This window comes from Halocatena salina, assembly GCF_023115355.1.
GTDB lineage: Archaea > Halobacteriota > Halobacteria > Halobacteriales > Haloarculaceae > Halocatena > Halocatena salina.
On the sequence record NZ_CP096021.1, the window covers coordinates 243,976 to 266,806 of the forward strand.

The 22,831-nt window shown below is 56.1% G+C and carries 26 protein-coding genes and 3 pseudogenes; 9 read left to right on the forward strand and 20 right to left on the reverse strand.

Annotated features, from left to right (window positions below):
- The first annotated feature begins 422 nt into the window (after positions 1-422).
- Positions 423-677 (forward strand): hypothetical protein, encoded by a 255-nt coding sequence (locus MW046_RS16300; protein WP_247995264.1) that lies wholly within the window; start codon positions 423-425, stop codon positions 675-677.
- 322 nt (positions 678-999) lie between these two features.
- A complete protein-coding gene (locus MW046_RS16305; RefSeq protein WP_247995265.1) occupies positions 1,000-1,137 on the forward strand; it encodes a hypothetical protein in 138 nt (45 codons plus the stop codon).
- 107 nt (positions 1,138-1,244) lie between these two features.
- Here the strand turns inward: MW046_RS16305 and rdfA are convergent, their stop codons facing one another.
- Positions 1,245-1,694: a rod-determining factor RdfA gene (gene rdfA / locus MW046_RS16310; protein WP_247995266.1), complete on the reverse strand. Its 450-nt coding sequence runs from the start codon at positions 1,692-1,694 to the stop codon at positions 1,245-1,247.
- 153 nt (positions 1,695-1,847) lie between these two features.
- Complete coding sequence (locus MW046_RS19850; RefSeq protein WP_247995267.1) at positions 1,848-2,111, reverse strand: hypothetical protein; 264 nt, start codon at positions 2,109-2,111, stop codon at positions 1,848-1,850.
- A 361-nt stretch (positions 2,112-2,472) separates the two neighbouring features.
- Here MW046_RS19850 and MW046_RS16320 point away from each other — a divergent pair, with 361 nt between their 5' ends.
- Positions 2,473-4,749: a rhamnogalacturonan lyase family protein gene (locus MW046_RS16320; RefSeq protein WP_368411441.1), complete on the forward strand. Its 2,277-nt coding sequence runs from the start codon at positions 2,473-2,475 to the stop codon at positions 4,747-4,749.
- 112 nt (positions 4,750-4,861) lie between these two features.
- On the forward strand, positions 4,862-5,269 hold the full coding sequence (locus tag MW046_RS16330) for a hypothetical protein (RefSeq protein WP_247995268.1): 408 nt from the start codon (positions 4,862-4,864) through the stop codon (positions 5,267-5,269).
- 879 nt (positions 5,270-6,148) lie between these two features.
- Here the strand turns inward: MW046_RS16330 and MW046_RS16335 are convergent.
- The 5 genes from MW046_RS16335 to MW046_RS19855 all read right to left on the reverse strand — a co-directional run bounded on the left by MW046_RS16335 (position 6,149) and on the right by MW046_RS19855 (position 9,285).
- Positions 6,149-6,343: a hypothetical protein gene (locus tag MW046_RS16335; RefSeq protein WP_247995269.1), complete on the reverse strand. Its 195-nt coding sequence runs from the start codon at positions 6,341-6,343 to the stop codon at positions 6,149-6,151.
- Positions 6,344-6,618: 275 nt separating this feature from the next.
- Positions 6,619-7,344, reverse strand: coding sequence for a helix-turn-helix domain-containing protein (locus MW046_RS16340; protein ID WP_247995270.1), 726 nt, complete (start codon positions 7,342-7,344; stop codon positions 6,619-6,621).
- 83 nt (positions 7,345-7,427) lie between these two features.
- Entirely contained in the window at positions 7,428-8,567 is a 1,140-nt protein-coding gene (locus MW046_RS16345) for an acyl-CoA dehydrogenase family protein (protein ID WP_247995271.1), read from the reverse strand.
- A 142-nt stretch (positions 8,568-8,709) separates the two neighbouring features.
- Complete coding sequence (locus tag MW046_RS19620; protein ID WP_368411442.1) at positions 8,710-8,859, reverse strand: HNH endonuclease; 150 nt, start codon at positions 8,857-8,859, stop codon at positions 8,710-8,712.
- Between the two features lie 264 nt (positions 8,860-9,123).
- Entirely contained in the window at positions 9,124-9,285 is a 162-nt protein-coding gene (locus tag MW046_RS19855; RefSeq protein ID WP_497007303.1) for a hypothetical protein, read from the reverse strand.
- A gap of 253 nt (positions 9,286-9,538) precedes the next feature.
- Between MW046_RS19855 and MW046_RS16350 the strand changes: the two are divergent.
- Positions 9,539-9,744 (forward strand): annotated as a pseudogene (locus MW046_RS16350) (arsenic resistance protein); the annotation flags it as partial.
- 309 nt (positions 9,745-10,053) lie between these two features.
- On the opposite strand, the gene MW046_RS16355 reads toward MW046_RS16350, so the two are convergent.
- The 7 genes from MW046_RS16355 to MW046_RS16385 form a co-directional block, all read right to left on the reverse strand.
- Complete coding sequence (locus MW046_RS16355; protein ID WP_247995272.1) at positions 10,054-10,845, reverse strand: DUF2182 domain-containing protein; 792 nt, start codon at positions 10,843-10,845, stop codon at positions 10,054-10,056.
- A gap of 32 nt (positions 10,846-10,877) precedes the next feature.
- Positions 10,878-11,489 (reverse strand): DUF1326 domain-containing protein, encoded by a 612-nt coding sequence (locus tag MW046_RS16360; protein WP_247995273.1) that lies wholly within the window; start codon positions 11,487-11,489, stop codon positions 10,878-10,880.
- Positions 11,490-12,130: 641 nt separating this feature from the next.
- Complete coding sequence (locus MW046_RS16365) at positions 12,131-12,748, reverse strand: helix-turn-helix domain-containing protein (protein WP_247995274.1); 618 nt, start codon at positions 12,746-12,748, stop codon at positions 12,131-12,133.
- Positions 12,749-13,621: 873 nt separating this feature from the next.
- A complete protein-coding gene (locus MW046_RS16370; RefSeq protein WP_247995275.1) occupies positions 13,622-14,860 on the reverse strand; it encodes an MFS transporter in 1,239 nt (412 codons plus the stop codon).
- A complete protein-coding gene (locus MW046_RS16375) occupies positions 14,857-15,273 on the reverse strand; it encodes a luciferase domain-containing protein (protein ID WP_247995276.1) in 417 nt (138 codons plus the stop codon). Before MW046_RS16375 ends, MW046_RS16370 begins: the two co-directional genes overlap by 4 nt.
- Positions 15,270-15,857 carry an NADPH-dependent FMN reductase gene (locus tag MW046_RS16380; RefSeq protein WP_247995277.1) on the reverse strand — a complete coding sequence of 196 codons (588 nt, stop codon included), beginning with the start codon at positions 15,855-15,857 and terminating at the stop codon, positions 15,270-15,272. The genes MW046_RS16375 and MW046_RS16380 overlap by 4 nt, the downstream gene beginning before the upstream one ends.
- A gap of 549 nt (positions 15,858-16,406) precedes the next feature.
- Positions 16,407-16,964: an NAD(P)/FAD-dependent oxidoreductase gene (locus MW046_RS16385; RefSeq protein ID WP_247995573.1), complete on the reverse strand. Its 558-nt coding sequence runs from the start codon at positions 16,962-16,964 to the stop codon at positions 16,407-16,409.
- Between the two features lie 97 nt (positions 16,965-17,061).
- Here MW046_RS16385 and MW046_RS16390 point away from each other — a divergent pair, with 97 nt between their 5' ends.
- A complete protein-coding gene (locus MW046_RS16390) occupies positions 17,062-17,712 on the forward strand; it encodes a helix-turn-helix domain-containing protein (protein WP_247995278.1) in 651 nt (216 codons plus the stop codon).
- Positions 17,713-17,760: 48 nt separating this feature from the next.
- On the opposite strand, the gene pip is transcribed toward MW046_RS16390, so the two are convergent.
- Positions 17,761-18,714 (reverse strand): prolyl aminopeptidase, encoded by a 954-nt coding sequence (gene pip, locus MW046_RS16395; protein ID WP_247995279.1) that lies wholly within the window; start codon positions 18,712-18,714, stop codon positions 17,761-17,763.
- A 334-nt stretch (positions 18,715-19,048) separates the two neighbouring features.
- On the opposite strand from pip, the gene MW046_RS16400 reads away from it, so the two are divergent.
- A complete protein-coding gene (locus MW046_RS16400; RefSeq protein ID WP_247995280.1) occupies positions 19,049-19,303 on the forward strand; it encodes a helix-turn-helix domain-containing protein in 255 nt (84 codons plus the stop codon).
- Positions 19,304-19,473: 170 nt separating this feature from the next.
- Here the strand turns inward: MW046_RS16400 and MW046_RS16405 are convergent, their stop codons facing one another.
- Complete coding sequence (locus MW046_RS16405) at positions 19,474-19,908, reverse strand: ester cyclase (protein ID WP_247995281.1); 435 nt, start codon at positions 19,906-19,908, stop codon at positions 19,474-19,476.
- Positions 19,909-20,188: 280 nt separating this feature from the next.
- Between MW046_RS16405 and MW046_RS16410 the strand changes: the two are divergent.
- A pseudogene (locus MW046_RS16410) lies at positions 20,189-20,496 on the forward strand (acyl-CoA dehydrogenase family protein); the annotation flags it as partial.
- A 123-nt stretch (positions 20,497-20,619) separates the two neighbouring features.
- Entirely contained in the window at positions 20,620-20,931 is a 312-nt protein-coding gene (locus tag MW046_RS16415; RefSeq protein WP_247995574.1) for an acyl-CoA dehydrogenase family protein, read from the forward strand.
- A gap of 143 nt (positions 20,932-21,074) precedes the next feature.
- Here the strand turns inward: MW046_RS16415 and MW046_RS16420 are convergent, their stop codons facing one another.
- The 4 genes and pseudogenes from MW046_RS16420 to MW046_RS16430 all read right to left on the reverse strand — a co-directional run bounded on the left by MW046_RS16420 (position 21,075) and on the right by MW046_RS16430 (position 22,764).
- Positions 21,075-21,272: a phosphotransferase-like protein gene (locus MW046_RS16420; RefSeq protein ID WP_247995282.1), complete on the reverse strand. Its 198-nt coding sequence runs from the start codon at positions 21,270-21,272 to the stop codon at positions 21,075-21,077.
- The gene (locus MW046_RS19625; protein WP_368411433.1) at positions 21,202-21,453 is read right to left on the reverse strand and encodes a phosphotransferase-like protein; all 252 of its coding nucleotides are present in this window, start codon (positions 21,451-21,453) and stop codon (positions 21,202-21,204) included. Before MW046_RS19625 ends, MW046_RS16420 begins: the two co-directional genes overlap by 71 nt.
- The gene (locus tag MW046_RS16425) at positions 21,413-22,075 is read right to left on the reverse strand and encodes a hypothetical protein (RefSeq protein WP_247995283.1); all 663 of its coding nucleotides are present in this window, start codon (positions 22,073-22,075) and stop codon (positions 21,413-21,415) included. Before MW046_RS16425 ends, MW046_RS19625 begins: the two co-directional genes overlap by 41 nt.
- Positions 22,072-22,764 (reverse strand): annotated as a pseudogene (locus MW046_RS16430) (putative glycolipid-binding domain-containing protein). The gene MW046_RS16425 and the pseudogene MW046_RS16430 overlap by 4 nt, the downstream one beginning before the upstream one ends.
- Positions 22,765-22,831 lie beyond the last annotated feature (67 nt).

Here is a 22,831-nt window from a genome sequence, read left to right on the forward strand (position 1 = left end):
GCAGACTATCATCTGACCTTCGACTGTCAACGCTGTGGCGATGAGCTCTGGATCGGTGCTGTTGAATTGTGACCTCGCCACGGAGATACCGACCCTCGTGCAAGTTCGCTTATCCCGAGCGTGGGGAACGCAGTGGCTGAGACGGTGATATATGGTGTGGTTCTGGGAGGGAACCTGCTTGCCGACAGTGATCCATATCACGGTGACACCGGCAACTGGAGCAGCTATGAGTCCTTCGTCGACCGAGTCGTGGATGACGTGAATGCAAAGGAATGGATCGTTCACGGATTCAAACGAACCCGGCTACGATCTGTTTTGGCCCCGCTCGACGGCGCAGTGCGGCGAGATGTGGCAACGGGGTGTCCAGCGAATTCGATTCCAAGATCCTAACGCACGTATCGTCGGTCCGGGGTACACACTACGTGAGTAGTTGGATCAACAGTTGGCTCGGCATGACGATAGAGAGCGGAACCGAGCCGGACATCCTCAACTGGCACGATCTCCAAACCGGGGATGACGCGGTTACAGCCGCCCCCCGCTCGCTCCTGTCGGAGAAAGGACTGACCGATGTAGCGTTCGAAATCAACGAGTACGTTCCGTCAAATAAGGAAAATCCAGGCTACAACACCTGGGACTTGGCACGTATCGAGAAATCGAATGTGACTATGCCGCGCTGACGAACTGCACGTACTGCTGTGACACTGAGGCGCTTTGTGCGACCCTCACCCAGGACGGCACACAAGATCACCCGCGACTAATCTCGATGAACAACCCCGGCGAACCGATCGCCAACGAAGACTGTATTTCTTTCCATTATTTTATATTATCAAATGTTATTTAAAGGAAAATAGAATATTTGATATAATGAGATATTATTTCGGTACGGAGACGTACCCCGGAGGCGATTGGCGTGTTTGAGTTGATGCAGCGTCATCCACGAACGCGCCTCGCCACTGTAATCTGTTATGTTTAAGTGGGTGTTACGAATGCACGCATGTAATGAACGCCTCTGCCGGTGGCATCCCGGAGAAAGTCGTAATCCTCCTTGCGGTTCGACAGACAAACAGACGTCGGGTCCCGACTGATCTAGCCGGACTTACGTCGTTTGATCGCACTGGCGGCCTGCTTTTTTGGTGATTATTTGAGCGTCGACAGCCCGGTTCGTTTGATATTTACGAATAGTAACCGGTGACACTACGGGTGTTTTGATCCAGTTCCGTCTGGCAGAGCAGTCACGCCGTGCGTCAGCGACGCCAGTAGTTTGTCCAGTCCGTCGTGATCGTATGATAATACTTCAACACTGTTATCACGGGTGACGTCGCGGTCTCTGCGTCACAATCTATCACGTGGAGGAGTTCGGTGCGGTCGGCATGAGTCTCGATGAATGTCATAAGATCACCACCATCCACTTCGAACCACCCTGTATCGAACTCGAATCCGAACGCGTCGCCGCTTCGGTGATGAGTGTCCTGAGGGCGTACGATCGTCCACGGACCTGGGTACCATTCCCGTACCGACATCGTCATCGGTGAGTAAGCGGTAAGCGTTCCGATTTCGCTATCGAAGGGATCGAGGCCAGCATTCTGCATAACCCTGTACAACAACTGCTGGTTGGCATACTCGGCTAACTCCCGCAAGCTATAACGATCATCAGACTCGGCGAACCAGTAGTCTTCAAGATGGTCGACTCGCATCACGCTGGGAATCGGACGATGATGACAGTCGTTAGATGGTCTGTGTGGGAATCCCGAGGAGCTGTTCGATCTCGTCTGGTGAAGAACCGTCAGCGAGAACACATACTGTGAAGGGAACGGCGGTAGCGGTGGCCCCACCTCAACAGGGACGTACTACGTCACGAACGTCAACAGCGGCAAAGTGATGGATGTCGAGGGATCCTCCTCCAACGGCGGCGGCAACCAGCGCTGGTACTTCGAAGCCGTGTAGAGCACAACCCACGCTTCGATGGCCACTGCAGCGGACGGTTGCAATTGGGAAATGCAGTGATCGTCACTTTTGGATTTGCGCCAGCTAGGAACTGTCCGCTCCCGCCCGCAGTCGTCGCCGAGATTCTGCTGTCGCGGGATTGCTATTTCGAATGAATACCACGCCACATTGGCAGAAATATAAAAGATACATCATAAATGAAAATAATTAAGTAGTAACTATTTATATTTTAGACAACACGCATTGGATCAGGGAAAAGGCGATATGGTACATGACCACGGGGATGTGGATTCGTGGGAGACGGGTTGTGAGTCTTTGTCGCCTCTGGTCTGTGGAGGCATCGCCTTCGAAAGAGGTCGAACAGCGACTGAACCGATTTGCGAACGGTACATGACAACAATGGATGACAACACACGCGATGTGGAACATGGAATTGATAGGACGAACGAGCAACCGGAGCCCGATCTCGATCTGCTGGGATCGATCCGGCGTCGGACGTTCCTCGGTGGGATGGCGTCCGGCGCAGCGATGCTGGCTGGGGTGGGGAACGTGAGCGCCGCAGCAGCGGATCCGCGGGAGGTGGAGGCCCTGGACAGAGGAGTGGTCGCAGTCCAGACCAACGAGGGCGTGCTGGTTCGCTGGCGCCTGCTGGGGACGGACCCTAACGGGATTGGTTTCAACCTCTATCGCGACGGCCAGCAGGTGAACAGCTCGCTGATCACCGGGAGCACGAACTACGTCGACCCGAACGGTTCGACGGGGTCGACCTACACCGTAGCGCCGGTGATCGACGGCACCGAGCAGACGGAGTCCGACCCGGCGGACGTCTGGCAGGACAACTACATCGACATCCCGCTGAACAGTCCAGGAGACAACTACCACCCGAACGACTGCAGCGTTGGCGATCTGACCGGCGACGGGAGCTACGACATCGTCGTCAAGTGGTCGGGCACGACTAAGGACAACGCCCAGGATGGATACACGGACCCCCACATCTTCGACGCGTACACGCTTGAGGGCGAGCACCTCTGGCGAATCGATCTGGGCATCAACGTGCGGGCCGGCGCGCATTACGCGCCCTTCCTCGTCTACGACTTCGACGGCGACGGGATCGCAGAGTTCGTCGTCAGGACGGCGGACGGGACGACGGACGACGCCGGTACCGTGATCGGTGATCCGAACGCCGACTGGCGCAACGACTCGGGCCGGATTCTCGAAGGGACGGAGTACATGACGGTGTTCGACGGCGCGACCGGCGAGGAGATCGTCACCACCGACTTCCGGCCCGCCAGGGGCGACATCTGCCGCTGGGGCGACTGTTATGGCAATCGCGGAGACCGCTTCCTCGCCGGCGTCGCGTACCTCAACGGCCAGTACCCCAGCATCGTCATGGCGCGGGGGTACTACGAACTGACCGAACTCGCCGCGTTCGACTTCCGGGACGGCGGACTCTCTCAGCGGTGGTTCTTCAGTAGCGGTGATTCCGGTAACGAGGGTTACGGCGGCCAGGGGGCACACAGCCTGAGCATCGCGGACGTCGACGACGACGGGTTCGACGAGATCATCTACGGCGCCGCCGTGATCGACCACGACGGTACCGGGCTACACACGACGGGTTTCAACCACGGCGACGCGCTCCACTGTAGTGACTTCGTCCCCTCGCGTGACGGTCAGGAAATCTTCATGCCCCACGAGTGGGGCGGGATGGGCGCGACGATGCGCGACGCCGAGACGGGCGAGCTGCTCTGGAACGTCGATAACGACGACGACGTCGCCCGCGGCGTGGCCGCCAACATCGACTCGATGCACCCAGGCGCAGAGGCCTGGGCGTCGAACGGTATCGGTTTCCGCGAGGGCGGATCTGGGGACTGGATCTCCGACGCGCCTGGGTCGTACAACTTCGTGACCTGGTGGACGGGCGACCTCCAGCGGGAACTCACGGATCACGACTGGCAGGGCGACGGTATCGGCTATCCCAAGTTGGACAAGTGGGATTCTGACGCCCAGCAACTCAATCGGGTCGAGGACTTCCCAGGGACGCTCTCGAACAACTGGACGAAGGGCAACCCCTGCCTCCAGGCCGACATCCTCGGCGACTGGCGCGAGGAGGTCATCTGGCGACGCGACGACGACCAGGCGCTGCGCCTGTTCGTGACGCCCTTCGAGACGAACCACCGGCTGTACACGCTGATGCACGACACGCAGTACCGGACGGCTGTTGCCTGGCAGAACGTGGCATACAACCAGCCGCCCCATCCCAGCTTCTTCGTCGGCGAGAACATGGACGCGCCGCCGACTCCGAACATCGTGGCCGTGGGTGACGGGAACGGTGGTGATGGGGGCGATGACGACGACAACGGTGGGTCGACCGGTCCCATCTCGACAGGGACTTATCAGATCACGAACGTTAACAGCGGCAAGGCGTTGGACGTCGCGGACTCCTCGACCGATGACGGTGCCAACGTTCAGCAGTACGACTACTGGGGCGGCGAGAATCAGCAGTGGTACGTCGAGGAGACCAGCGACGGCTCCTACCGGATCGAGAACGTTAACAGCGGCAAAGTGATGGACGTCGATGCCGCCTCGACCGACGACGGCGCCAACGTCCTCCAGTGGGCCGACAGCGGTAGCGCCAACCAGCGCTGGTGGATCTGGGAGGACGCCGCCGGCGAGTACGTCATCGAGAACGTCAACAGCGGCAAGATCGCCGACGTCGATGCCGCCTCGACCGACGACGGCGCCAACGTCCTCCAGTGGGCCGACAACGGTGGCGCCAACCAGCGCTGGTACTTCGATTCCGTCTAGGCATCGATCACGATTCGTCTCCGCGCGTCGACGGGCATTTCGATGGATCGAGTCGACGGGCGTCGAGCCGAGCGATTCCTCGTCGAAACGACTATCTGCCCGGAGAGAAGTCGTGGTATGGCCGTCGACGTCGACGACGAGTCCGCGATCGAGACCGGACGCACCGATCGAATCGTATCGGTTGATCGCCCCTGCCGTCGATGCGCTCCGATCGTCGTTCTCCCTGCAGTTGGCCAGCGACCGGAGCCGCGTTCATCATGGTTGGGTACGTGATCCACACCGGCGTCTGGCCCGCGGTTCTGGCCGTCTGGGGAGTGGCGACCTTCCCATTACGATCAACACATCCGCATTCGGAACGATCTGGACCGCCGCGTCGGGGTTGCGTCGATCAGTTCTCCCATCGGAAAGGTCGACGTCACCGACGGATTACCTCCACTACAGGCCGAGCGTCGAGATGGGTTCCCACTCGGACACCATGATGGCGGTCCCTAGAAACATCAGCGACGCCAATCATGTCTAACACTCATTATATGCAGCCAGTCCTATGTTGACGTGCACGAGTGAAACCATCACACGACAGCACCAATGATCGCTTTCATCGAAGCAGTAGGATCCATCACCTGTCTGTGTTTCCATGTACAACTCGGAAATGGGGGATGACCTTGAGCCGGTTAGAGTGATTAAGCGTTGTGATAGAATCTTGGCAGCTTGGCCACCTACAAATTGTTCTTGGCCAGTTACTATTCCATGCTGTATACAGCACAACAGGGTGGTTACCCTCAAGACAGAAGTGACGGTACCGGCGTCGGGGACCCCTGAGATGTGCCCGAACCAGTCTGTCACAGGCTTATGCCATATCGATAGTTGATATATCGACAATACATTCCGGGTCGGAGAGACATACTGCCACAACGTCCGAGGCAAATCGATATGACCGTCAGTTCATTCCTGATCAGCTAGTGTAGAATAATATAGTACTTTCGTTACAATTTCATGAGCTGTGCTGATAGCGTTCGTAGTTCGGTCTCCTCGTTGAGTGCTGCCAGCCAGCGGTCGAGTGCGCTAAAAATGGGTTCTCGTCGCCTGCTTTGGCTGTCAGGGCTTCAACAACGCAAAATTCGGAAGAAGCAAGGATATAGAAGATGTCCATAGTGGCGTTCGCTGACCCAAGATCGGGGTCGATAGTGGTGCCTGTTCGTAGTGCTCTTTCGCTTCCTCTACCGCGTTGTACTTATGTGCTAGGAGGTTCGCGTAGTTGTAGTGAACTTGGGTAAACTCCGAATCTTACCTATTCGAGCGGTTCAATCTCATCCGGTCGAATACGCCCGATTTCGAGAATGTCTGCCCGATGCCCGCCTCGATGAGCCAGCGGCTCTAACACATCCTTCTTGATGAGGTCTTAGAGATACCCGCAGGGTTCACAGAGTCGGTCGTCTGGGCAGATGATGTCTCCGGAACGGAAGCGCTTTTCGACGAGATGGTTGAGTGCGGTGTCATGGGTGATGATATTTCGTCGGTGTTCGCCAGGAATGAGTTTTAACACCTGCCTCGCGCTCGTTGCCTTCGATGGCTTCTCTCGCTCGATGAACGTCAAATCATAGCCACTGGGGTGTTCCTCATCCGCCCCCTATGTGACGAAGGGTCCTGTTTCAATGTCGCTGAAATAGCGGTCGTCTCGAAGGCCACTGCCAGCGACGGTCTCAACAGCGCCCTGTTCGACCATCTCGACTTTGGCCTCCGGGACAGTGAAGATACGTTCGACAGTCCCAACACTGTTTGTACTGCAGAGTCGTATTTTACCGACAAATCCCTTTCGTGCGGTTCGCTCTCGGTCAGACGTTTTGTGGTTAGTACATCAACTGTACAGCTCTATTCGAGTTGCGTCAGGCCGTCTCTCCCCAATAAGACCGCTTCCACTTTGTGAAGGTGTTCGTGGAGCGTCGATGTAGTGATTCCTAATTCATCCGCCAATTCGCCGGCTGTCGTTTCCTTCGGGTACTCGTAGTACCCTTGCTCACGAGCGAGCTGGAATACTTCTGACTGGCGCTTCGTGAACTGATCCACCGGTAGTGTGGTCGTCGCAGTTCCTCCGGTCTGCTGCTTCATACTCCGTACATTAATCTCAGCGTTCATCTGTTCACGAACTTCGTCGAGTTTGACCCGAACCGTTTTTCGGTCGTGGTTCGTGGCGAGACTCCAATACTCCCTTCCACCTCGAATGTCGATCGGTCCTGTACACACGAACCCACGAGAGGTGAGTGGCTGGCTGATCTGCTTTCGCCCATCGTGAACGACCAGGAGTTCACGCGTTGCGTTTCCCGGCTTCGGAATCGAGGTCTGCCGGAAACCAGACGCCATCTCGGAGGCAGAATGAACATTCTCAGACGCGCGAATGGCCTCAATCCCCTCTGTAACCGATTCGTGATCGTCCGCGTGGATTGTGAAGAGTGTCGCAACCTCGCTGCCAGTCATATAGATCCCGTAGCCGAGAATCCCAACATCGAGGCGCTCGGTAATCTCGATCTCCCAGCAATCAGGGTACCAGAGGTCGATAGATACATGAAGCGCTTCGCCAGATCGCTCAGGAGATGGCATCGTAACTGTTCGTAGTGTCGAATTCTCTCCACAACCAGATAACGGTTCGTGAACGGAGAGATACAGCTGGATACTCGACTGAATCAGTCGTCGTGTCGCTCGAAGACTGCCTCAGCGAGCGTGTTCTTGTGACCTTCGTTCGGACCACCGGCAATCGTGAGGAGTTTCGCATCACGCAGATACCGCTCAACGTCGTGTTCCGTCGTGTAACCGATACCGCCTTGGAGTTGCATTGCCTCGTTAGCGTTGTCCACGGCAGCTTGTGTTGCATTAATTTTCGCCATGCTGAACTCGCGTGTGACGTCGTATCCGCGATCTGCACGGTCAGCTGCGCGGAGGGTGAGTAACCGGGCGGTATCGACGCGTTCGGCCATCTTGCCGACTTCCCAGCTGACGCCTTGGAAGTCGCTGATGTGCTGGCCGTACTGCTCACGGCTGCTCGTGTAGGCCACCGTGTCTTCGAGGGCAGCGCGGGCGATACCGACGCCGCGAGCGGGGACATTCACACCAGTATGTAGCTCTCCACGCTGGACGTAACCTTCGCTCTGTTCGCCGATGAGTCGATCCTCAGGCACACGAACGTTCGAGAGGGAGACACGCGGGGACGTCACGCTGTTCGCGCCCAGCGTTTCCCACACTGTCACGACTTCGAAGTCGTCAGTCGGCACGAGAAACGCGCTGATGTTGTGTGGCGCGTCCTCCTCGGGGCCAGTCTTCGCGTACGTGAGGACGTAGTCTGCATCGAGGAAGTTCGTCACCCACTGCTTGTGGCCGTTAAGGACCCACTCGTCCCCGTCGCGTTCGGCGGTGGTCTCCATCTTTAGTTTATCACTCCCTGCGTTCGCCTCACTCAAGCCGAGAGCGCCGACTGTGTCGAAAGAGGCCATCTCGGGGAGGAATTCCTCGTGCTGCGCCTCGGTTCCGAAGCGCTCGACGACTTCCGCAACCCCGAGATGGAGTCCGACAGTGGCCGCCACGGACATTAGCCCCGCCGATAGCTCTTCGATCATCAGCGCGAGTTCAACGAGACCTTCGCCCCGTCCCCCGTACTCTTCTGGGAGCGTCACACCCATCAAACGGCGTTCGGCGAGTTCGTCGAAGATCGTTCTTGGATACTCCTCCTCTCGGTCAAGGTCTCTCGCCTTTGGTTCAATCTCCTTTTTTGTGAATTCTCGAACCTCCTCTCGAAGCGCCCGTTGATCCTCGGTCAGGTCAAATCTCATGTGTCATGGGGGTGTCCCTCGTCTAGTAAACTTAGAACCTGCTATAGCAGGCTAGCTGGGATACATCCGTGTGGTGGCAATCTATATTTAACGGCAGTTTCAGCTCTCACACTGAATAATGAGATCGTATTAACGACTACTGTTATTGAGTCCACCCCCAGAATGCTTCTCGTGAATCATAGACCACATCGTGAGACAGCATGGTACCACCGTGGGTATCTAGATGACAGGCATGACAAAGGGCGGCCAGATTGTGTGGGTCATTCGAATCCTCATCCGAGACCGGGATGATGTGGTGACTTCAATTCAATCTCTTGGCTACTGCCACAACGGACACACTGGTTGTTATCTCGTTCTAGGATGGTTCGTCTCTCTTCATCAAGGGCTGTTCGTTTCCGAACGTACTGTTTGGGGATGATCGCTGATCCAGACTCGAAGTGTTTGAGAGCGAATTTGCTCGGGTATCCTGTCCCGCACCCGAATTCCCGGACGATGTTCCACCTGCATGGGCTCACTCAGTTCTTGGTCGAAGGCTGTTCAGACAGCATCCGTCACCTCATACGCCGAGGATACCGCTGTCACGAGCAACCGGCGTGAGTAAATCACCAGTCCCGTTGACTCGATGGGAGGCACGGACATAGTGTGCGAGCCGATACCGGAGCGTATCGGTGGATGACTCACTCAGATCCCCACGCTCAGAACGACTCTTGAGGTACACGCCTCCAAGAGGTCGACCGTCGGGTCGTGCGTCATTCCCCAGTCGTAGCCATCGTCACGTTCGTTGGATCGAGATCGTTGGCTCAGAGCTCGCCGAAGGTCCGGCCGTGGTACTCCCGAAGCGCGTCGATCAGCCCCCGAAAGCGTGGGCCAAGAGCCATTCGTGGGTCGGGCGCTCGGTCTCGGGATCGAGTCTCTCTTCACGCATCGCAGGGGCACTTACAACCGTTGCGATAGTCAGGACAGCACCTATTGAGAGCCGTGCGCTCGTCACGTCTGTGACGCGAAATTCGCTGGTGATCCCTCCACTGGCACTAGCGTTACCCTCGGGCTACGCCCTCACGTCAGCGGTCGTCGTGACCCAGACACTCGTCGAACTGACCGGAATGTCCTCCTCACACGGATGGTCCCAATATGGCTTCTTCCTCACGCACCAACTCCAATTCCAGTGCGTACATAACGTGTACTTTGGGTAGAATAGATCATGAGCGGTCACCTCATCAATGATGTCGACGCTCCGCTTTCGCCGAGAACAAGCTCATCACTAACGCTGGACAATTCGTTCGGATGATGACTGAGATGCAAGAGGAACAGAAGCCGAGTACGACGCTGTCCCGACGGTTCGTGCCTTGCCTTGTTCTGTCGCGAACTCGTTGGGTTTTCGTGGAACGGCCTGTATGAATATCTCTCGGCCGACGGACGAGCCCACCAGACAGGATACATCGGTTAGCTGCTGAATGGATGGGGTCATCAATCGTTCTCTGATGCGCTACAGTATCGTGATCACAATGATGGCAAGCCCGGCGATACCAGCGAAGATGCCGACCGCATGGGCCAGCTGCCGGCCCCATGCTACGGTTCGTTCGAGCGACAGTACCACCGTGATGAGCGCCATCCAAACGATGTTCATCGACCCCACGACGACCATGAACGCGAATAGTACCCAACAGCATCCGATGCAAAAGATGCTGTACTTCCAGCTCATCCGGATGGCACCCCAAATCCCCGGCCGGTGGTGAGACATAAGAAATCCGAGTGGTGACCGGCAGTACCGCAGACAGCGGTATTTGTATGGAGACAGCTGATATCCCCCAAGGAGCACCAGCGTTCCGCCCCATAGGAACCCTCTGTGAGCGTTTGCGAGGGGTGCGACCGGCACCGCCGCGTTGACCAGGAGGGGAACGATCCCTGTGAGCGTCCACATGAGCGCGTACGTCGCTAAAACCGCCCCAATCCGCGCGGCTTTGCCCGCGGTCGACGTGCCTTCAAGCGTCTTGTAGTACAGCCGGATGAACGGCACTGACGACGGATACATCATTGCGACCATCATCACGCCCCACATGAGCAGATAGAGACCGGCACCTGTCACTCCGTTCGAGAGCGCCATTGCCTCCGGCACCCCGGGATCGGACATCCGCCTACCCATTGTGCCTCCTGACATCGGGATCCACCGGCCGACGATTGCCACCCACGCGAACAGCGCAATTACGTAGGTGACGAGTGCGACAGTTGGGAGGCGGTGGAGGTCAAATCGGTTCCGGAACGACTCGGGTGTGGACATGATCGATCAACTGGAGAGTTGCCCCATCGACGTCAGGCGTTCGCCAGTTCGAAATCACAGAGGAACGCGTTGTTCTCGGAGACGTCCCACGTGAACTCGTCGTTGTAGGAGACCGTGGCGGTAGTGGACTTACCAGTCTTCATCTCCGTGCTCTTCGTGAACGGATGGGGTGCGATCGTCCCGAGTTTCTCGTTGAAGCCGCGTTTCCCAACCACATCCATGGAGACGCTATCACCGATTTCGACCGAGAGATCGGCATCATCCCGGGTGAACGAGAACGGGGCGGTCGCAACCGTGGCGCTTTCGACGTGCGTATCGGCGGCGACTGCAAAGATGCCGCCGGCTCGACCTAGGTAGATATCTTCAAGGGCGGCCTGTTGATCGTCATCGGCCGTTTCGTCGATGAGGAGCACCGCATGCCATGCGGTGTCCGGATCTAACAGGACACCCTCCTCGCTACTGATGAGCAGCGCCGCGTGGAGTCCACTCAGATCGACGTCACCGTACTGGCCGTCCGTAATATGCCATACGATTGATACCATACAGTGGTTATCATCGGGGGGCTCCATCCAGAGACACTGACAGACAACATCACAGTTGCACGCTTCCACGTAATCGCCCGTGATGGTCCATTCTTCAGTCATGGTGTTCTCCCCAACCCACCCGTCTAACACTGCGTGAAGCAAACCGACCTCAGTGCGAGTTGGAGTATCAAATTTCGAGCGCATGTGTATATAGTTACCGATTGCCACACCAATCTGTGTTCATCGTGGCTGATTATCCCTATCAACTTCTAAGAAAAGCAGATAGATCTCAATAACCACTCATACTGTATGTGATACCAAGGTCAGAAATCCGTGTAGCCAACACGAGCATTATATTACATCACGCTGTCATTATCTTAGCATTTGGTACGTATTTCCAGAGATCGCTAAGAGAGTAATTAAAAGTTTTTTCATCAGTGAGATAGCTTTCCCAGATCCGAGAGCCCATGTATCAAATGAATTCCTGAACAGGCTGGAGATCAAGCAGACTATTTCATAGATATTTGATATATAACTAGCTTGTTCCATTTCGTCACTTCCCTCACAGAGCCGGTGGATATCCTTGCGTTGGAGATTCGATGAGAGAGCGACGAGTTTACAGTCTTGTTATTCGTCTTATCCTTCAACTGAAGTCGACCATGATATTTGTTAATATAAATATATTAAATTTTTTAGAATAGATACCCTACCAGCCCCATGTGAGAAACCCACCACTGATTTCAGATAGGATGATACTTGTTTCATATAATTATCGATCGGATGATCTTTGCTTCTGCCCGCCGAAGATGGTCTCCAATCGTTCCCCGTGAAAGCCCAAGCTCGGTGGCTAAATCGCGTTGTGTCGCACGACGGGGGATCTCATAGTATCCTGCGGCAAGTGCTGTCCGGAGGACTTCTTTCTGCCGGTCGGTGAGTTTCCCCGCTGGGTCACTCATGTCCGGCTGATACGCTCCTGTTCGTTCAAGAGTAACGTCTACTTCCTCAGGCAAGCCAGCGATCAGTTGCTGAAGGGCTGCATCCTCACCGAAGAGCGTGACTCGCAGTCCATCATCAGTCTCTCTCATCGGCCAGTCGATACTGATTGCTTCGGTATCGATACGGTTGAGAAGAGTTGCTTCAAACTCGTCAGGCTCATAGTGCATGTACGCCAGCCACGTCTTACCGCCTGTCACAGTGCAGGAGATGATCTCCGGGATCTCGTCTTCTATCGTTGCGAGCTGATCAGCATCGCCTCTGAATCGTGCGACCCCAACAACGGTTCCATCATTGAGAAGATTGACGTACTGTATCGCTTCCTGTGTCGCGACGAGCGTGCCATCGATCCAGATCTCTCTCGGATCATTGATGCCTCTCTGCATCTGTTGATCGTTCTCCGACGGAATGAATTCCTCCAAGGCTATGACAACGGTAACGTATCTCATTATCGTCACTGATCACGTACTCGGTCGTACCGTTCGGTCCGTCTCGAATCGTGTCCCAGGATGAAGCGCTATCGCCACCATCATACGAGGATGTGATATCGTAATCAGTAATAAAGACAGGGTGCATGCTCGGCGTTAAATCCGAGGATAACCGGCACCTCTCCCTCTCTGATGGAAAAGAGAAATACGCACATATGGAATACGAAAGCGGCTGTATTGACGATCCTCGGCGTCATCGTGGCACTTCTCGGGATGTTATGGGTAGTTCAGGGCCTTGGAATCATCCAGATAGGTCCTATTTTGTGCATCACAGACTGCGAACCGATCACTGGTAGATCAGTACAATGGACAGCCATCGGTGCGATGGCTTTGTTCGGGGGAAGCGTCATTGTCCGGGCGGGACTGAGACGCGTGAATTGATAATAATTCCTACCGGAGTCCTTACGAAAGTCAACCGTGTCCTGAAGCCAGATGGGTAGTTTCGATTTCTCGAACACGTCCAGTCGAACGGACGATCTGGATCGCAGCAGGTCCCTTCGCTCTCGAAATCGAAACGCTGAGTATCAGTGTTAGCCCGTCTCGATCCTTCAGGCGCGAAACTCCCGCCGCTCTGACCTCCCTAACCACAGTCATCGGGTCGCCAGATTCCGGAACTGTATGAATTTGTACGCAGTACCACTCTTCTCCAGCCCCGTTCTGAAGACCTAGGGTTTACTAGCTGCTGATTTATAAGTTCTGAATCCAACCCATTCGCTACGGCGTGCCGTATGAGGCCAACGGACGATGGCGCCTGCCACGAGTCTTCAGGTATCACTTCGTGATTTGCTGGTCAGATCCGAGCGTAGACTCGGTCGGTGGCGTGACAAACACCGCTGCGAACGCGAATCCAATCGCCGCCATTCCCAACACCATCCCGACGCCGAGAAACATCACTCCGAGCCCGACCGTCTCATTCACCGGGCGAACCACGAGTGGGGACAGGAACTGTCCGAGAAAGAACGCGCTGGTCAGAAGACTAAGTGCCCGCCCGCGAACGGATTCCGGGGTGACTGCCGCGATCCATGCATTGAGATTCGTCAGGAGAAACCCGCTTCCGGTCCCCGCGACCGCTAGACCAGCGACAACGCCGAACACCGTCCCACTCACCCCAATCACGGCATATCCAATACTCATGAGCCCGAACGTGAGTGAAACAATACCGATCACACTCAAGGACCGACGGATACGACCGTACAGCAGCGAAGCGATCCCACCGGCACCCGTCGATGCTGCTAACGCAGCACCGATCACCGTGCCACTTGCTCCAGTCCGCGTTTCGAGATAGAACGGAATCTGGACGGGAGTCATGTAGAAAATGATCTGACCGACCAGTCCGAGCGCGGCGATAAGCCCGAGCGTTCCGAGCGGGAACTCGGTGAGTGTCCGGCGGACGTCGTCGATACTCGTCGGACGGTCGCTCGTAGGTTCATGGCGGCTTGGTTCCGGTAACGCGAACGTCATCGCTGGCAGGAGCACCAACGCCACCGTGTAGACGAGGAAGGGAACCCGCCAGCCGATATCTGCGAGCACGCCTGCGAGCGGCAACAGGACGACGCCGCCAATGGACATAAAGGCACCCTGTCGCCCGAGGATCGTATCCCGGTGGTTCTCCTCGTAGTAGTCGGTAATCAGCGCAGTCACAGTCACCATCACGCCCGCAACGGCCAGCCCTAGCACCGCTCGACCGACGAGAATCGCTATCAACGAATCCAGCACGAATCCAGAGCCACCAGCGAGTGCGTAGACGACCGTCGAAGCCAGGAGCAACCATCGGCGGCCGTATCGGTCAGCAAGCGCCCCGATGATGGGTGAACCGACTGCAATGAACAACCCGTGCATCGTGAGGACAAGCCCAACGAGGATTTCCGCGTTCGGCGCAGTCGCAAACTCCCGCTGAATCGCGGGCAGCGCCGGGGAGATCGTCGCTCCCGCCATGATCGTGAGCATGCTGGCAAGCAACAATGTTCCCTGGGCGAGCCGCGGATGCGGGAGTTCCATCTCGCCGCTCATGTGACTCTCACCTCATTGAACACGTCTTCCAACGTGTCGCTCATGCTCAATTGGATGAGTGCTGCGTCGATATCGACTCCATCTTCCAGGGAGCGTTCCTCACGCTTTCGCATCGTGATCACGTGGTAAAGATACGCGACGCGGAGGAGCCAGAGTGCTCCCTCGACGTCTTCTTCCGACTGAATCCGATAGGACACCCACCCGGAATCGGGCATGACGTGGTGTTTTTCGGCCCGTTCCTCTGCGATGAGGACGTCATGGACACGTTTGGCGAACGGGATGTCAACGAGCCTGCCGCGGTGGACGTGGCTAATCTCCCGCCCATCGAGGACGAATTCACGGCCACCGCCACGGTCGTGCGAATTGACTTCGACTCCGGGCCACGCACTGACGGCGGATTCGACCGAATTCATACGTCAGCCTCCGGGGTAGTGCCGACAGCAGATAGGACAAACTGTTCGGCATGGTCAACGACTGCTTCGACGAACGTCTCGAAGCGGTCCTCGTACGTCTCGTCGATGAGGGTGCCGTCCTCGTCGAAGACATCACGCACGTTCGAGACGGGCAGGTCAGGGCCGGGATGGGCGTTGAACTCCAGCGTGATATCGTGGAGATGACTGAGAGCTCTGACGCCGCCGAATCCACCCGCTGAAACGGTGACGTACGAAAACGCTGTGTCCTCGTATTCAGGATACAGGTGATCGAGCAGGTTCTTCAGCGTGCCGGGAATTGAGTGGTTGTACTCCGGTACGACGACAACGAGTGCATCCGCCGCCTCGACTTCCTGGCCGAATGCGTCCACATTAGGGTGTGGGTCGCTAATCGCGTCCCGCCGATTCCTGAACAACGGAATCTCGTAGTCCTTCATATCGAAGAGTTCGACATCGTGGCCGTTCTCACGGAACCGATCGGTGACATACCGAGCAGGGTGGATCGAACTCCGTCCGTCTCGGATCGTTCCCTGCACGACGAGGATTTGCAGCGAGGGAGCGGTCATCGTCCCTCAACTGTCCTTTGAATTTGCGTTCTGTCTTGGTAGATCTCGGGCTGTTCGTTGGGGCTACCGGTTCGATGGTAGCTTGATGGCACCATGAGTGAGAGAAGAGGAGAGCGCACTGTGGAAATTCGCGTGAATATATTCACCTCCGGAGGTGACGGTCATACCTGTACGTCTTTTTGAGAGTTCATCAGCGTCCGGTTTACCTCAGATTCAGTAGGGGAGCAATATAGTGCCGGACGTACGGTATGACAGGCCCGTCAGCGTGCACTCGACAGGGATGGATGGATCCCACGCGTCCACGAGTGCTCTCTTTCAACAGGTACATCCGACACTATAATAGGCCTCTTTCCGATCGCAATTCCTCTATATCGTCCTCGACCTGTGGGTCGTGAGGAAGCCAAGCAGGGTTTGCTCAGATAGAGTTAGCACTAGATGACTAGTCTCTTCCGTTCACTGGCATCTACTTTTTCGAAGCTGAAAGGCGAATAAACGTGCGTGAGTGACTCCGAAACGACGACCGGCGAGTTTAGACGAGCGTAAGCATGTTCACTCTGCGTCCGCGGGGGTGTCGAAGTCGTGGAAGTGCTCACCCTTTTCTTTCGTGAGGATGTTGAGCGCGGCGGCAGCGCCGTCTCCCGCAGAGATAATTGCCTCCCATTCCTCGGCACGCACCATCGCCCCCGTCGCGTAGGCGTTCGCAACGCTCGTCTCCATCGTCACATCCACGTCTACGATGTCTTCATCCGTGAACGCACAGCCGAGGGATTCGGCAAGCCTACGCTTCGCCCCTGTTGCCAGCACGACATAATCGGCCACGTATCCGTTCTCGTCGGACGTGACGGTGAAACCGGATGTGCCGTTTTTGACGTCCGTCACGAGCTCGCCCTGTTTTCTATCCACGTCGAACTCGTCCACCTGTGCGCGCGCCGTCTCCATGAATGCAGTGCCGTCCGCACTCTCGATACCGAGGTAGTTGAAGAGATGGGCCTTGTGCAGCCAGGTTTCATCAACGTCGAATACAACGGTATCGAGATCGTTTTTCGCGGTGAACAGTGCGGCGCTCAGTCCTGCAGGACCGCCGCCAACGATGGCGACATCAGTCATTTCTGCCATGAGCGACTAGTGGATGAGCATCGTTGTGATTTTGAGCATGAATATTTTCACATACTTAAGAGGGTCGTCATGCAACTACTAGGCGGTTATGCCTCGCGTACAACTCACGTTCGACGCTGCAGCACGCGACGATCCACTGGCTGCGATTTCGACCGAGCTGCCCGACGAAGAATTCAGCATACTATCGAGCCATCCCACGGACGATGGGATACTCGGGCTTGTAGAACTCGACACGCCTGATCCGGACACGGTCGCTCAACACTTCGAGGACGCCCCAGAGATGTCGTACGAGGTGCTGCACAACGATGGACAGACGCTGGTGATTCAGTATTTGATCCCGGAAACGGAATCGAATCGAGCACTTCGCGCCTCGGGAATCCTGCCGCGATTCCCCGCACACTTGCAAGATGGGTGGTTGACAGCCGAGCATACTGCCTCACACGAGCGGGTATCCCAGTTCCCGACAGAGATGGATTCTGCAGGTATCCCGTATCAGATCCAGTCGATCACACAAGCGTACGACCCGACCGAATTGCTCACGGCCCGACAACACGAATTCATCATCGAAGCGGTCGAGCGTGGATACTACGATAGTCCCCGTGAGTGTACCCTCACGGAACTGGCAGACGGGTTCGGTGTGAATCCATCGGCTGCAAGCGGCGTGCTCCACCGCGCGGAAGAAACGATTATCAAGGAAGCTGTCGGTGAGTCATCGGTCGAAGCAGACGAGAACCAATAGCCGGGATAGAGACTTTTCTATGAGTTGCCTGGTTCGGCATCAATCTCGTCAGCTCCTGGCGAACCTTTCGATAGCGCTGTGTTTGTATTCGGTCATCGTGTCACTGCCAGTGTGCCCGGAGTCATCGACAACGATTAGTTCGGCATCGGGCCAAGCGCGGTCTAACTCCCACGCAGTCTCAAGCGGTGCGGCCAAATCGAGACGACCGTGAATGAGAACGCCTGGAATGTCGCTTAAGCGGTCGGCGTTGCGGAGGAGTTCCCCCTCCTCCAGCCACGCCCCGTTCGAAAAGTAGTGCGAGGCGATGCGCACGAACGAGAGCTTCTCATCGAGCGAGCGGCCAGCAAAGACGTTCGCCGTTCCGTTCGGTTCCTCAGAGATGATCGTGTCTTCCCATGCACACCACTCGTTCGCGGCTCGTTTCCGAACCTCTTGATCAGGGTCATCCATGAGGCGGGCATAGCCAGCGACAATATCGCTGTAGTGGGTATCGGGCACCGTTCGAAATCGCTCCCATTCCTCTGGGAAGAATCGAGACATGCCGTGGTAGAGCCAGTCGATCTCGGAACGCCGAGTGGTAGTAACGCCCGTGATGACGATTTCCGAGACTCGATCCGGATGTCGCTCAGCGTAGGCGAGGAGTAGCGTCGAGCCCCACGAAGCACCGGACAACAGCCAGCGTTCGATACCGAGGTGTTCACGGAGCTGTTCCATATCTGCGAGAAGATGCTCGGTTGTGTTCGAATTCATGTCCGTTTCGAGGTCGCTTGCGGGAGGTGTGCTACGTCCGCACCCGCGTTGGTCGAACAGAACTACCTGGTAGCGCTCGGGATCGAAATCTTGGCGGTGGCGTGGTGAACATCCCAATCCCGGGCCACCGTGAACCACGAGAGCAGGCTTACCCTTAGGGTTGCCACAGACTTCCCAGTACACGTGATTCCCATCCCCAACATCGAGCATTCCGTTGTCGTATGGCTCGGTGGGTGGGTAGAGTTCAGTCATGTCTGAGACTCTGGAGAAGGTGGTGCTAAACCATGCCAATTGTGGTTTGGGTTCGTGTCGAATTCGTTGGTGGAATTCTCGACCGAGCATCCGGACGATGTGTTTCGGATGCTTTCCTCTCATCGCATGGAAGATGGGCTACGGGTAGTCGTCAACGCTGAAACCCCCAACTCGGAGGATCTCTCCCGGACACTCGATGAAGCACCGGAGGTGCACTCGTATGAGGTGTTACGGACGAATCAGGACGGGAGGCTGCTCCAGTTAAAAGCCGCTGAACACGCACCGCGTGTCGCAGCGCGGACCGCGGGAATGCTCCCGCAGTATCCGATGATTTTTGCGCGATGGATGGCAAACCATCGAAACGATCACCTCGTGGGAGCGGCTCTCGCAGCTCAAAGCCGAATTCGAGCAGGCCGATGTCGCGTTCGAAGTGCTCTTAGTCACCCGATCCGTCGAGATGACCGACCTTTTGACTGATCGACAATGGGAGGTACTTACTGAAGCCATCACACGTGGCTACTACGATAGCCCGCGTGAGTGTTCTCTCACTGACCTCCGGACGCCCTCGATATTAACTCATCAGCGGTGAGTGGTATTCTCCACCGTGCTGAAGAGCAGATTATCAAAGCGTTCGCCGCCGAGGCCAAACATGTTGATGGCCTCGTCTTACAAGTAACGTCTGATCGCTGTATGGGAAGTCGGAAATTCACATGACCGGTTAGGATATCTACCGGGTGTTTGGTCCGATCGATCGTGGGATCATTCCTCTTCTTGCCAGTCCATTGTTGGTACTGCCCCAAGCTGCTGGAACCAAGTCAGTGAGTCCATTACTGGCCACACTTCTTCTATCTGTCCGTCCGACACTCGGAGTATCATTGTCGTTTCTACCTCTACCTGCCGCCCTGTTGCTGCTATTCCGAGATACTCTCCCTGATGTGTGCCTCGTATTGTGGCTCGAACCCCAACCTTGTTCCCGTCTCCAAACATGTCTTCCACGTCGAACGTCAGGTCAGGAAACGCCTTGCGTAGCACCGTCGACTGAACTTCGATAAAGCTCTCCCTGCCTCGGAGCGTTTGCAACCCATGGATGACGAAGTCGGGTGCGAGTATCTCGTCAGCGACAGCGAAGTTATCGTCGCTCAAGATCTCTTCAACGTAGCGATCGACGATCTGTGTCTCAGAATCTGTCAACATCGTCTGGTTCTCCAGGTCGAGATTGGTACTCTATGCACCGCAGCTTCGAATCGATTCGCCCAGCCTGTCCTCGGTTTCTGTCGTGCGTTCAGTGGCATTGCGACCACGAGATCTACTACGAAGTAAGGTAGTATGGAGACTCGCGTGAATATATTCACGGACATTCGATCTCGGATGAGTGATTTGTTCTATGCAGTTGAGGGAATTTCAGCTGCTAAGAAAATCTTCGATACTGGTCGTGCGCGAGCAATCTATCCTCCTGACTTCAGTCCGAAAAACCATGTTACCTGTCTCCAATAGTGTCGCATATGCAGTTCGCGTATACGGTTCTCAACAAGCACTTCGCAACGAGGTTCGGGAATTTGCGCAGAACGAGATCCGTCCCGATGCTATCGAACTCGATCAAAACGAGGAATACCCGGCAGCAATCCTGACGGAACTCGGCGACCGACGGCTCACAGGTATCACGCTTCCGGAGGAATATGGGGTCGAGACGAGGGATTCGTCGAATTAGCCATCATGACCGAGGAATTCTCCGCTGGCCTCATGTCAGTCGCCAGTTCGCTCGCGCTTCATCTCGGTGTCGCCACTGTCATTGAGCGCTTCGGAACTGACGAGCAGAAAAACGAGTTTCTCCCCGAAATGGCTATGTACGACCGGGTAGGTGCGCTAGGATTGAGTGAGTCAAACGCCGGGGCGAACAAACTGGAGATGGAAACGACCGCCGAACGTGATGGCGAGGAGTGGATCCTCAACGGTCACAAGGAGTGGGTGACAAACTTCCTTGATGCCGATACCGTGTTGACGTATGCGAAGACCGAGCCGGAAGAGGATGCTCCACATAACATCAGCGCGTTTCTCGTGCCGACCGACGCGTTCGAGGTCGATACCGTGTGGGAGACGCTCGGAGCCTGGAGCGTGAAATCCCCACGGGTTGCCTTAGATGATGTTCGCGTGCCCGCAGACCGGCTAGTGACGAAAACGAGGCCTACGTCCAGCGGGGAGGGATCAACATCGGTGTGAACGTCCCCGCTCGGGGCGTTGGAATCGCGCGCGCAGCATTTAATGATACAGTCGCGTATACGGACTGGCCGAATCTCGTACGCGCTCGGTGCTCAGTGTCGGAATAAATATTCGTGGACCATTATGCCAGGAGTACAATAACCTCACTCGAGCGGTCCTCGCTGCCATTGCGAGAGATCCTCGTAGTGGGCGGCGATTTGCTCAGCGCACTTTGCAGGTGTTGCTCTTTCGGTGTTGACCTCCATGCCGTATTCGACACCAGCGTGGAACTCATCGAACTGCTGGCGAGAGAAACCAACGTCGAGCAGGAGGTCTGGACCGCTCGCGTGCCTTGAGAACATTGAGGGGACACCTGACACCAACGAGAACGGTATCGTATCCACTCAGTAGCTCTGCGTCGAGATCTGCTCGAGGTGGTCGGTGATGACGTTGTTCCCGCACTCGCCGCTGCCGCGACTGCTCAATGGTACGGATGGATGATTCAGGTGAGAGTCGTTTGTTCGGCCCAGTCGTACATCGCATCGAGAATGGTCAGTGAGTATCGATCCGTGCGATTATCGGACGCTGGGAGGTTGATCCGGATCGTAGAGCAGTTGGTCTCAATACTCTGTGTATGGACCAGCCGAACTCGTCGCGGGGACTGTGTTTGAAGCTGCTCGAAATAGTGTCTCTGTGGCGTGGCGAACTCCAGGTGGCTCTCGAAGTTCCGACGCGTCCGCGTCTCGTCACCATTCTTCCGTCGTCTCAGCGAGTCGGTGTCCGTGTGAAGGAAGAAATAGCGGTCCGGAAAACCAACCGCCCGCTCCTGCAGTTTCTCACGGAAGAATTGATAAATCGAGTCCAGAGGTACAAATTCTTCGATATCAGCACGGTCGTCTGACAAGCCGTGAGCAATCCAGTTGTACCAGAGCGGTTGAAGTACGTCCCCGTCTAAAATTACGAACTCGTGATCTCTCTCGCGGTTAACGGCGATTTCCCACCGGTCACACTGGCGTTCGAAGTACCATGTCGTTGAGTCCTCTTTGGACGTATCAAAGAGTGCGTTCACCTCTGGCACGCGGTACGCACTGAACTCGTCGCAAAGTGCCTCAGCGGTGGTCGTCTTTCCGACTGCACTCGCACCTTCGAGTGAAATAATCGTCATGATTCACTCGGGAGGGGAGGCTCGATAAAATAGATCTGGGTAGTCAGTGACGATACCATCTGCACCGACCGGAATTCAGCCGTGAAGCCGCTGGGAACACTCTCGTAGCGATACCGCCCGCCCTCATCATCGAGAGAGTCGAGACAGGTATACCGCTGGGTGGCTGTTTCGACCTGTAACTCGAGAACGGAAATGTAGACCGTCTCGATTTCAGTTGATTCATCTTGGTCAAGGTTTAGGCGACGAATCGGGAGCGTGTTCGTGAACGGTGTCACCGAGATGTCGACATCGGTGCAGCCATCCAGTGTTGCCATTGGCTCTCCGCAGCCGTCGGTCCAGTACCCTTTCCGGTCGGCTCGGAGTGAGATCGACGTCAAGTCCTAACCGAGGGTGGAGACCTCTACTCGTCGAGCACGATAGTGCCGGTCACATTCGATTTCGTACCGAATACGGAACGACTCGCTGTCGGCAGACCCTACCACGATGCTCTCCACATCGACACCTGCCGAGTCTTCGACCAGGTGTAGCGATCCGAGTCCGACCCTGGTGGCCGGTGTCCAGTAGACGTCTCGGTTCATGCCATGATCGTCAGTGCGATTCGCGATAATGACTTCGCATCCGAATTGCCGACAGGTTCTGTGCATTACGACAAACGCAAAACCATTGCAGAGCTTTGTTCTACACCACATCGTGGTGATTCAGTCGTAAGTCAGGAGCTGTGAGTCTAACAGACAGACCGTCACTATCGGTTCGTCT

Coding starts and splice junctions, on each gene's coding strand:
- MW046_RS16365 (WP_247995274.1), bottom strand. CDS start 12,748: ATGCAGAGAGGCATCAATGATCCGAGAGAGATCTGGATCGATGGCACG.
- MW046_RS16360 (WP_247995273.1), bottom strand. CDS start 11,489: ATGACTGAAGAATGGACCATCACGGGCGATTACGTGGAAGCGTGCAAC.
- MW046_RS16405 (WP_247995281.1), bottom strand. CDS start 19,908: ATGTTGACAGATTCTGAGACACAGATCGTCGATCGCTACGTTGAAGAG.
- MW046_RS16415 (WP_247995574.1), top strand. CDS start 20,620: ATGGAAACGACCGCCGAACGTGATGGCGAGGAGTGGATCCTCAACGGT.
- pip (WP_247995279.1), bottom strand. CDS start 18,714: ATGACTGAACTCTACCCACCCACCGAGCCATACGACAACGGAATGCTC.
- MW046_RS16305 (WP_247995265.1), top strand. CDS start 1,000: ATGAACGCCTCTGCCGGTGGCATCCCGGAGAAAGTCGTAATCCTCCTT.
- MW046_RS16390 (WP_247995278.1), top strand. CDS start 17,062: ATGCCTCGCGTACAACTCACGTTCGACGCTGCAGCACGCGACGATCCA.
- MW046_RS19625 (WP_368411433.1), bottom strand. CDS start 21,453: ATGCGATGTACGACTGGGCCGAACAAACGACTCTCACCTGAATCATCC.
- MW046_RS16385 (WP_247995573.1), bottom strand. CDS start 16,964: ATGACTGATGTCGCCATCGTTGGCGGCGGTCCTGCAGGACTGAGCGCC.
- MW046_RS16345 (WP_247995271.1), bottom strand. CDS start 8,567: ATGAGATTTGACCTGACCGAGGATCAACGGGCGCTTCGAGAGGAGGTT.
- MW046_RS16355 (WP_247995272.1), bottom strand. CDS start 10,845: ATGTCCACACCCGAGTCGTTCCGGAACCGATTTGACCTCCACCGCCTC.
- rdfA (WP_247995266.1), bottom strand. CDS start 1,694: ATGCGAGTCGACCATCTTGAAGACTACTGGTTCGCCGAGTCTGATGAT.
- MW046_RS16425 (WP_247995283.1), bottom strand. CDS start 22,075: ATGACGATTATTTCACTCGAAGGTGCGAGTGCAGTCGGAAAGACGACC.
- MW046_RS16420 (WP_247995282.1), bottom strand. CDS start 21,272: ATGTTCTCAAGGCACGCGAGCGGTCCAGACCTCCTGCTCGACGTTGGT.
- MW046_RS16370 (WP_247995275.1), bottom strand. CDS start 14,860: ATGAGCGGCGAGATGGAACTCCCGCATCCGCGGCTCGCCCAGGGAACA.
- MW046_RS16320 (WP_368411441.1), top strand. CDS start 2,473: ATGCTGGCTGGGGTGGGGAACGTGAGCGCCGCAGCAGCGGATCCGCGG.
- MW046_RS16340 (WP_247995270.1), bottom strand. CDS start 7,344: ATGCCATCTCCTGAGCGATCTGGCGAAGCGCTTCATGTATCTATCGAC.
- MW046_RS16375 (WP_247995276.1), bottom strand. CDS start 15,273: ATGAATTCGGTCGAATCCGCCGTCAGTGCGTGGCCCGGAGTCGAAGTC.
- MW046_RS16380 (WP_247995277.1), bottom strand. CDS start 15,857: ATGACCGCTCCCTCGCTGCAAATCCTCGTCGTGCAGGGAACGATCCGA.